The sequence below is a fragment of the Herbaspirillum sp. B65 genome (assembly GCF_000333555.1).
Taxonomy (GTDB): domain Bacteria; phylum Pseudomonadota; class Gammaproteobacteria; order Burkholderiales; family Burkholderiaceae_D; genus Herbaspirillum; species Herbaspirillum rubrisubalbicans.
Genome location: NZ_BADI01000631.1, coordinates 1 through 9,004, shown reverse-complemented (window position 1 = coordinate 9,004; position 9,004 = coordinate 1). Strand labels below are relative to the sequence as shown.

The window sequence follows — 9,004 nt, the reverse complement described above, 5'->3', positions numbered from 1 at the left end:
GGTTCACCTTCTTCATGCTGACGGGCTTCCACGGTTTCCACGTCACCATGGGCGCGATCATGCTCTCGGTGGTGCTGTATCGTTTGCTGCGCGGGCACTTCACGCCCACCCATCACTTTGCTTTCGAAGGCGCGGCCTGGTACTGGCACTTCGTGGACGTGGTGTGGCTGGGCCTGTATGTGGTGGTGTACTGGCTGTAAGTGCAGGCCGTCTCCGGGAAAAAACAAAGCCGCACTTCGATGCGGCTTTTTCTTGGAGCGGGTGGCGCTTAACGGAGGGCGCTGACCTCAGCGGATACCGGTCGGCTGTATCCAGCCCAGCTTGTAGCTCAGGAGGATGAACAGGAATAGCGCCACCGAGAAGCCGACCCGCAAGGTCAGCGCCTGCACGGTGCGGTTGCTCTTGCCCTTGTCGCGCATCAGGAAGATCAATGCCGAAGCCAGGCTGGCCAGGATCAGGACGAAGGCGATGGCGACGATGATTTTCATGACGGTAGAATTCCTGTCTCCATTGGCAGACAGCCGCACCGCCACTTCACAGGCGCCTGCGGCCGAGATGCCGCAGAACAGCCCTTCGGTCACTGCCAACTTGCGCGCCATGTTCTCGGCGTCGGCCTGGCTGACCGACTCGATCTGGTCCACACGCGAGCGGTCAAAGATCTTGGGCAGGTAGGCCTCGGGCCATTTGCGGATGCCAGGAATGGAAGAACCCTCTTCCGGTTGCGCACCGACGATCTGCACTTGCGCATTCTTTTCCTTCAGGTATTGCGCCACCCCCATGATGGTACCGGTGGTGCCCATGGCACTGACGAAGTGAGTGATGCTGCCCTTGGTATCGCGCCAGATCTCGGGACCAGTGGTCTCGTAGTGAGCCAGCGGATTGTCGGGGTTGGCGAACTGGTCCAGGATCAGGCCTTCGCCATTCTTCTGCATCTGCTCGGCCAGGTCGCGCGCGTATTCCATGCCACCGCTCTTGGGCGTCAACACAATCTTGGCGCCATACGCTGCCATGCTCTGGCGGCGCTCTTCGGACAGGTTCTCGGGCATCAGCAAGACCATCTTGTAGCCGCGCATGGCCGCCACCATCGCCAGGGCGATACCGGTATTGCCGCTGGTGGCTTCGATCAGGGTATCACCTGGCTTGATCTGGCCGCGCGCTTCGGCGCGGGTGATCATGGAATAGGCGGCGCGGTCCTTGACGGACCCGGCCGGGTTATTGCCTTCGAGCTTGCCCAGGATGAGGTTGTTGCGGCGCCTGGCTTCGTCGCCGCCGATGCGCGGCAACTGGATCAGCGGGGTATTGCCGATGGTCGATTCGATGGTCGGATAAGACATCTGCTTGGCTTTCTTGCGCAGCCGTGCATGGGCACGGGGCGATCTTTGGTCGAAATGGCCATTCTAATATGACTGCTGCGCATGTGTCGGCAGTGCGACCTAACAAGATGCTTATAAGGATATAGCCAAATCATTTAAAGCATCGGGTGTGGTGAAAGACCGTTTCAGCTTGCTGGCATCCCCAGCAGCAGTCGGCGCAATGCCTGCCCGGCATGATCGGCCAGGAACTGCGCACCGTATTGGCTCAGGTGACCGGGATCGAAATAGAGAATGCGGAGCCCATCGATGACCTTGCAGCCATGCTGATCACACAGCGTGGGGAAGGGATCGAATACCGGCACCTGCAGCCTTTGCAGCAGCGGCAGCAATTGCTCGCGGTAGTGGTCGTCCATCTGTTCGGCCTTGGCCAGGGGCAAATTGCAGAAGTCGGCATCGGACAGGTGGACGCCACGCAGCACGCAGGATTTCGGATTGGCGCCGTTGGGCGGCGACAGCAGCACGACCACGCGCTTGCCCAGTTGGCGGTAATACAAAATGGTCTGTTCCAGTGCCCTCAGAATACCGCTCTGATCGGCGGCGAACTGGCCCGGCCAGTTGGCGGCCAGGACCACGGTCTGGATCGAGGGAGTGTCGCGCGCATACTGGGCCAGCCGTTCGGCAATCTCCAGGCAGTAGCCGCTGCTGTAATTGAGCAAGGAAGCACAACCGCCGCGGGCAAATTGCCGGAATACCAGTTGCGGCTGCGGGCTGGTTTCATACAACCGCGCCAGCATGGGCGCATAGGCCCCTGAATAGCTATCCCCGATGAGCAGCACTTGTGGTGGCGCCGAGCTCACGGGCGCGGTACACCAGTCGCGGAAATGTTCTTTCCCCATCAAGGAGGCGCAAGAGGGATGCGGCAATTCGAAGTGGTTCAGCGCCGCTGTTTGCCTGACCTGGTCGTTGAACAACATTGTCAAGGCCCCCATCTTGCGGAATTCCATGCCGTTGCGTTTGACGACAAACCAGCCCAGCGCAGCCATCAAGAGCATCAACAGCACCAGCGTCACCGCCACTTTGCGACCGGAGGCGCGCAGGCGCACCGGGACTTCCAGCAGTCGATAGGTGAACCAGGCCAGCACCATGGCCAGCACGACCACCCCCAGACGCACATCGACCGGTGGCGTATCCCCTGCCAGCAAGCGCGCGAAGGCCAGCAGCGGCCAATGCCACAGGTATAACGGATAGCTGATCAGGCCCAACCACACCATGGTCCGGTGCGACAGCAGGGTGCGATTGACGCTGGCCTGTGGCCCGGCCGCCAGCAACAGGAAGGCGCCTGCCACCGGTAGCGCAGCCCACCAGCCAGGGAAGAGGTCTTGCTTGGTGATGACGGCAATGGCGAAGATGATGAGCAAGAGCCCGATGGCCGAGAACCAGTTGGCCACGCTGCCTTGGACAGGCGCGCTCCTGCCCCGCCAGTAGGCCAGCAAGGCCCCCGCCCCCAATTCCCAGAAACGCGACATCGGCAGGTAGAAAGCGGCCACGGCATCCTGGTGGACCGACACGACATTCCAACCAAAGGACAGCAGCATGACCGTCAACAGGGTCGCCAGCATCGTGCGTCGGCGTTTCCAGGCGGCCCACAGCAGCAAGGGCCAGAACAGGTAGAACTGTTCTTCCACCCCGAGCGACCATAGATGGAGCAGGGGCTTGGTCTCGGCCGAGGTGTCGAAATAACCGGCCTCGCTCCACAGCACGATGTTGGAGACGAAGCCGGCGCCACCGAGGATGTGCTTGCCCAGTTGTCGATATTCTTGCGGCAGCAGGATGAACCAACCCGCCAGCAGGCACACCAGCATCACCAGCAACAGCGCGGGGAAGATGCGCCTGACACGCCGGATGTAGAAGTCGATGATGCTGAAGTGCCCTCGCTGCAGCGCGTCGAACAGGATGCCGCTGATCAGGAAGCCGGAAATGACGAAGAAGATGTCCACCCCGACGAATCCCCCTGGCAGGCATTCCGGGAAGGCATGGAACACCACCACGCAGAGCACGGCGATGGCCCGCAGGCCGTCAATGTCGCGGCGGTAGGGAGCATGGCTTGGAGGGCGAGGAGTGGTACCTGCAGGTGTCTTGTGAGGGCTGGCAAGCATGAATGCTCAGGGCAAAGCTGAGTATTATATGGCCTATTAAACGGCGCACAGGAAGGGAAAATTGGTTATCCCCCCTCAGCTCCTGTGCTCCTACGGTTCACAAGCCCACCAAATACGCGCACACTAAAGCCTTTCAGGCGCGCACCACGACCAAACGATCCAGCACAATAACAAGGCTTGCGCGGCTCCCCCGGAGACCACATGCATACCCACGACATCAGCAACCAGGCCCCTGACCTGTGCGACTACAACCTCTACCGCAACGATGCGGCCCTGGTCGAAGCCGTACAGCGCGAAGGCGCACACTGGCACGACTGCACCCTGGCCAGCCAGGGCGAGGCGCTTGGCACGGCCGAGATGAGTGAGCTGGCCGCGCTGGCCAACCAGCACAGTCCGGTACTGCGTACCCATGACCGCACTGGCCATCGCATCGACGTGGTCGATTTCCACCCGGCCTGGCATACGCTGCTGGAACAACTGCGGCGCGCCGGCCTGCACGCGCTGCCGTGGATGCAACCCGGCGATGGTGCTCACGCGGCACGGGCGGCGGGTTACTTCCTCCATGCCCAGGTCGAGGCCGGGTCGCTCTGCCCGACCACCATGACCTTTGCCGCCATCCCGGTACTACAGCAGGAAGCGGCGCTGTTCGCGCAATTGCGCACGCGCCTGTTCTCGCGCGAGCACGACGGGCGTGACCTGCCGATGATGCACAAGCGCTCCATCCTGATCGGCATGGGCATGACCGAAAAACAGGGCGGCTCGGATGTGCGCAGCAATGCCTCCGTCGCCATGCCGGCCGATGCGCTCCAGCAGGGTCGCGGTGCGGCCTACCTGCTGACCGGCCACAAATGGTTTTTCTCGGCACCGATGTGCGATGCGCACCTGATGCTGGCACGCACCGAAAACGGCCTGTCCTGTTTCTTCGTGCCGCGCTGGCTGCCCGATGGCAAGCGCAATCCGGTACTGATCCAGCGCCTCAAGGACAAGCTTGGCAACCGCTCCAACAGCAGCAGCGAGGTGGAGTTCGAAGAAGCCCTGGGCATCATGGTGGGCGAGGACGGGCGCGGCATCCCCACCATCATCGAGATGGCCAACCATACCCGTCTGGATTGCATCATCGGCAGCGCCGCCCTGATGCGGCAATCGCTGGTGCAGGCGATCCACCATGCACGTCATCGCAGCGCCTTCGGCCGCTTGCTGGCCGAGCAGCCCCTCATGCGCGCCGTGCTGGCCGACCTGGCCCTGGAGAGCGAGGCCGCCACCATGCTGATGCTGCGCCTGGCCCATGCCTTCGATGCCCCGGACGATCCGCTGCAACGCGCCTGGAAGCGTATCGTCACGCCCGCCGCCAAGTTCTGGATCTGCAAGCGCGCATTGGAATTCACCGGGGAATGCATGGAAGTCTGGGGCGGCAACGGCTACGTCGAGAACGGGCCGATGGCACGGCTCTATCGTGAAGCGCCCGTCAATTCGATCTGGGAAGGTTCCGGCAATGTGATGTGCCTGGATGTATTGCGCGCCATCGAGCGCGAGGCCGAAGGCTTCGCGCTGCTGCTGATGGCGCTGGACGATGCAGCCGCTGTGCACCCGGCACTGGCACAGCGTGTACGCGATCTGAAACAATGGCTGGCGGCACCGGAAGAACAACGTCAGGCCGGCGCTCGCCGATTGGTCCAGCAACTGGTGCTGGCCCTGCAGATGATGCTCATGCTGCGTCATGCCCCTGGCGAATCTGCCGAGGCGTTCCTGGCCAGTCGTTGCGATCGCGATGGTGGACGCGTCTACGGCACGCTGGCGGCCACCAGCCTGGCGGCGCAGCAAGCCCTCCTGCAGCGCGCCTGGCCGACCGTGTGAGCCTGTCTGCGCGGCCCTCGCTCAACCCCGCAGCGACGGCATCAGCGGACTGCGCTCGGCCCAACCCAGGAAGAGCTTGCCCCGACGCGGGCGCACGCGACGCTTCTTCATGGCGCAATAGACCAGTTCGGCCAGGGTGCGTTGCTCGGCCGGGCTCATGGTCAGCGACATGCGATACATGCGCAGCAGCATGAGGGCATTGTTCATGAAGGCGGTATCAGCCGCATCACTGCGCGCCAGTGCCGCCATCTGCGCCGCCAGCGTGAGCGTGCGTGCACCATCGCCGGCGGCAGCTTGCGCCTGCTGACGCAGGGCCGGCAGATCCTGCAGGGCGATGCGTTCCAGCGCCATGCGGTAGGACGCTTCCAGCGCCCTACCCTCGCCGACCGCTTCACCGAGGTCCACGCCGGCCAGACCGGCCAGCAGTTTTTCCAGAGCGTTGAAACTGACCCGGTGACCGCTCAGTCCGCCATCGCGCCAGCCGCCACCGGCCGGATCAAGCAGCCAGGCCAAAAAACCATGATCGAACTGCGTCATGCTGGCGGCACGACTGCTCAGCAGGCGCTGGGCGATGATCGCGTCGGCGTTGCTCATGCGCGCCGTTGGCGAGGATGCACTGGCGGCCGCATCGGCCCCTGCCGACAGCGCCGCGCCAGCCGCCCGGCCATTGGCCGCACCGGCACGCGCACGACGATAAGCGGCCAGGTCATGGGCCAGGGCATCCACTTCTTCCAATGCCATCTCATGGGCCTGCGCGTAAGCATAGGCCTCGGCCAGCAGACGCCGGTCGTCGTAGGCCAGGAAATCGCGATTGAGCGCCCCCGCTCCGGCGCGGCGCAAGGGGGCCGGCTCCTCCTCCCGCCGCGAGAGACCGAACACCCGTTGCAGCAACACCAGATAGGCACTGTCCTGCACGTTGTGGGCGATGTTGTTGACCTGTACCAGGTCGGCCAGGCGCGGCGCGGCCGCGATCAGTTCGGCCAGCGACGGCCCCAGGCGTGGCAAGACCAGGCCGCGGATGACGCCACCGGCCAGCGCCATCGGCCCTAGCGGCAAGACCAGGGTTTCCAACATGCGCGCCAGGTCGGCCTGCTGCTGCGGCGGCAAAGGCGATTGCGGCTGCCACTGGTAGAGGTCCAGGTATTGCTGCAGCAATTGCGCATAGTTGGAAGGATAGGCGGTCTGCTCCAGCATCGACAGACCGGTGTAGAACACCAAGGCCGCCGTGATGACCGGCTTCCAGTCGCCACTGTCGAGGGCACGCTGGAATACCGGCGCCCAGAATTTCTGGTCCAGCTCGGTACGCTGGTTGGCGGCGGCATAGCGTTCGTTGACGGTGTAGGCGCCACTATCGTCATAGACGATGGCCGACAGCTCGGCGCGCGACAAACCCGTGAATGGATTGGCGGCGCGGCCATACAAGGAGTCGGTGGCCTGACGTGCCTGCGCCAGGCGCTGAGGATCCTCCGACGGCGGCAGTTGCGCATCGGCAAAAGCGATCGCATCGGCGCCACGACGCGCGGCCACCAATTGGGCTTCGATCGCAAAAAGCGTATTGCGCGTGATCGGCCGCGCAGCGCCACCAACGGTTTCGGGCAGGACTTGGACCGCTTCGGTGGAATCGACCGCAGCCGTGGTGACATTGTCGACGGCACTGGCCAGCGCGGCCATGAGCTTGCCTTGCGCCGATAGCGACAGTGTCACGCCTTCTTCCGGCAAGGGCAGTTCAACGGCCGGCAGGGACGCCGGCACGGGGGCCGGCGTACTGTCACCGCGAGGAGGATATTGCGAGGCCAGTTGCGTGAGGGCCTCGCGGGCCATGATGGTCAGATCGGTTTCCATCGTCATGTTCGCTCTCCTGGTTCGGAGTTCTCATGACTTGGTTACGGTAAAAGATGGTCAATCTTTACACTTGCAAATCAGCATCTTCCCAGGCAGGACGTGGCGTATCGCCCGATCAGGCAGACGCTGACGGCGGCTCCGCAAAGGGCAGTTGATCCTCGCCCTGCCCTTCGGCGCGCATGGCGAAGGTGTTCAAGGTCATGGCCACCAGCGCGTAATAACCGAGCAGACCCACCAGGTTCACCACCACCTGCAGGCCGAACATCTCGCAGGCCTGCGCATAGGTGGTCTCGGAGACGCGTTTGTCACGATACAGCTCGCTGGCAAAGCGCCAGACCAGCGCTTCATCGGCGGCAACGAAATGCGGGCTCTGGCCCAGGCGGATCTGCTCGGCCACGGCCGGGTCGATACCTGCCTCGAGGGCGATGGGCAAGTGGATGAACCACTCCGCCTGCGATTGCCAGCACGCCGCCGTGGTCAGGATGGCCAGTTCCGACAAGCGTAGCGGCAAGCCGGTGTCATAGCGGCAGAAGGCACCTAGACGTTGCGCCAGTTCGCCCAGCGGCGGACTGTGGATCCAAGCCACGAAGGGACCGTTGAGATTCTTGCGCGGGCCGGCCAGGATGGCGTCGAGCATCGCACGCTGGTCAGGACGCATCGCCTCGCGGGTGATGGCAGGCAGGCGGATAGGTTGAACCATGCAGACTCCAGAAAACGAACAGGGAAGTGCGCTAGTGTGCCCGCAATCGCCCTGGCCGGTCATCCCCTATTGCGTAGCCAGGGTGATGCGGCGCTTTTCCTGCCGTGGCAGGTAATGGTTGGGCGTGCTGCGCAAGGCCTTGCGGAACATGCTGGAAAACGCGCTCTGGCTGCGATAGCCCAAGGCCTGCGCCACCACCCCGACCGCATCGCCACGGGCCAGCCGCACCAGCGCTTCACTCAGATGCACCTGCTGCACCCAGTGGCGAAACTGCAAACCGGTCTCCCTGGGAAAGAGACGGATTACCGTGCGCACGCTGGCCCCGCCCAGCCCGGCCCAGTCGGCCAATGAAAACTGACGGCCGGGATCGGCCAGGATGGCTTCGCAGATGGCTTGCAGGCGACGGTCACGGGGCCAGGGGATGGCCACCGGAATGGCGGGTGCCCGCGCCAGCTCGGAGAGGATCAATTCGGCCACATGACCGGCACGGCTGTGTGGAGCATAGTCGCGCGGCTCGGCCAGCAAGGCCAGGATCAGCTCGCGCAGCAGCACCGACACTTCCAGCAGACGACATTGCGCACCGATCACCTGCCCCTCCACTTCGCCAATGTACAGCGTGCGCATACTGACCTTGCTCAACATGCGAATCTCATGCTCCACCTGGGGCGGCACCCACAGCGCCCGCTGCGGCGGCACCATCCACACCCCTTGCGGGGTGCGCACCTGCATCACGCCTTCCACCGCATAGAGCAACTGACCACGCCGATGCGAGTGCGCCCGCAGCAGGTCGCGATAGGCCAGCTCACGCGCAAAGGCCACCACGGCACTGCTCAGATGCTGGAAGGCATCCACTTCGGCGCTGGGGCAAACGGAGGTGAGTTGGACACGCATGGCATTTAATCGCTAATAATTGGCATCAGCATCAATAGATGCCAATGATACGCTTGCCTCCTCCATTCTGTTTGCGATCACCCACACCATGACCAGTGCTACCGACTCCACCGCGTCCGTCGCCGCAAGTGCCGACGCCCGCCCAGCTTCTTCCGCCGCCACCATCGCGGCCCAGCCGCTGGTGATGAGCATCCTCTTGGGGCTGCGGCGCGCGCACCTGATCAATGACTTGATCCAGGCCCTGCTGC

7 protein-coding genes are annotated in these 9,004 nt (G+C 63.6%); 2 read left to right on the top strand and 5 right to left on the bottom strand.

Annotated elements, in window-relative coordinates; genetic code table 11:
* Window positions 1–200 (top strand): cytochrome c oxidase subunit 3 (locus I5W_RS14905; RefSeq protein ID WP_044529816.1); only part of this gene is annotated, 200 nt, incomplete at its 5' end.
* Window positions 201–287: 87 nt separating this feature from the next.
* Here the strand turns inward: I5W_RS14905 and cysM are convergent.
* Both cysM and I5W_RS14895 read right to left on the bottom strand, forming a co-directional pair.
* Window positions 288–1,334 (bottom strand): cysteine synthase CysM, encoded by a 1,047-nt coding sequence (gene cysM, locus I5W_RS14900; RefSeq protein WP_083893546.1) that lies wholly within the window; start codon window positions 1,332–1,334, stop codon window positions 288–290.
* A gap of 164 nt (window positions 1,335–1,498) precedes the next feature.
* Complete coding sequence (locus I5W_RS14895) at window positions 1,499–3,469, bottom strand: acyltransferase family protein (RefSeq protein ID WP_252717036.1); 1,971 nt, start codon at window positions 3,467–3,469, stop codon at window positions 1,499–1,501.
* Between the two features lie 201 nt (window positions 3,470–3,670).
* Here I5W_RS14895 and I5W_RS14890 point away from each other — a divergent pair, with 201 nt between their 5' ends.
* Window positions 3,671–5,323 carry an isovaleryl-CoA dehydrogenase gene (locus I5W_RS14890; RefSeq protein WP_044529814.1) on the top strand — a complete coding sequence of 551 codons (1,653 nt, stop codon included), beginning with the start codon at window positions 3,671–3,673 and terminating at the stop codon, window positions 5,321–5,323.
* Window positions 5,324–5,344: 21 nt separating this feature from the next.
* On the opposite strand, the gene I5W_RS14885 is transcribed toward I5W_RS14890, so the two are convergent.
* The 3 genes from I5W_RS14885 to I5W_RS14875 form a co-directional block, all read right to left on the bottom strand.
* Window positions 5,345–7,171 carry a hypothetical protein gene (locus tag I5W_RS14885; protein WP_044529813.1) on the bottom strand — a complete coding sequence of 609 codons (1,827 nt, stop codon included), beginning with the start codon at window positions 7,169–7,171 and terminating at the stop codon, window positions 5,345–5,347.
* A 109-nt stretch (window positions 7,172–7,280) separates the two neighbouring features.
* A complete protein-coding gene (locus tag I5W_RS14880) occupies window positions 7,281–7,865 on the bottom strand; it encodes a carboxymuconolactone decarboxylase family protein (RefSeq protein ID WP_044529812.1) in 585 nt (194 codons plus the stop codon).
* A 66-nt stretch (window positions 7,866–7,931) separates the two neighbouring features.
* Window positions 7,932–8,756: an AraC family transcriptional regulator gene (locus tag I5W_RS14875; protein ID WP_017451329.1), complete on the bottom strand. Its 825-nt coding sequence runs from the start codon at window positions 8,754–8,756 to the stop codon at window positions 7,932–7,934.
* Between the last annotated feature and the right edge of the window lie 248 nt (window positions 8,757–9,004).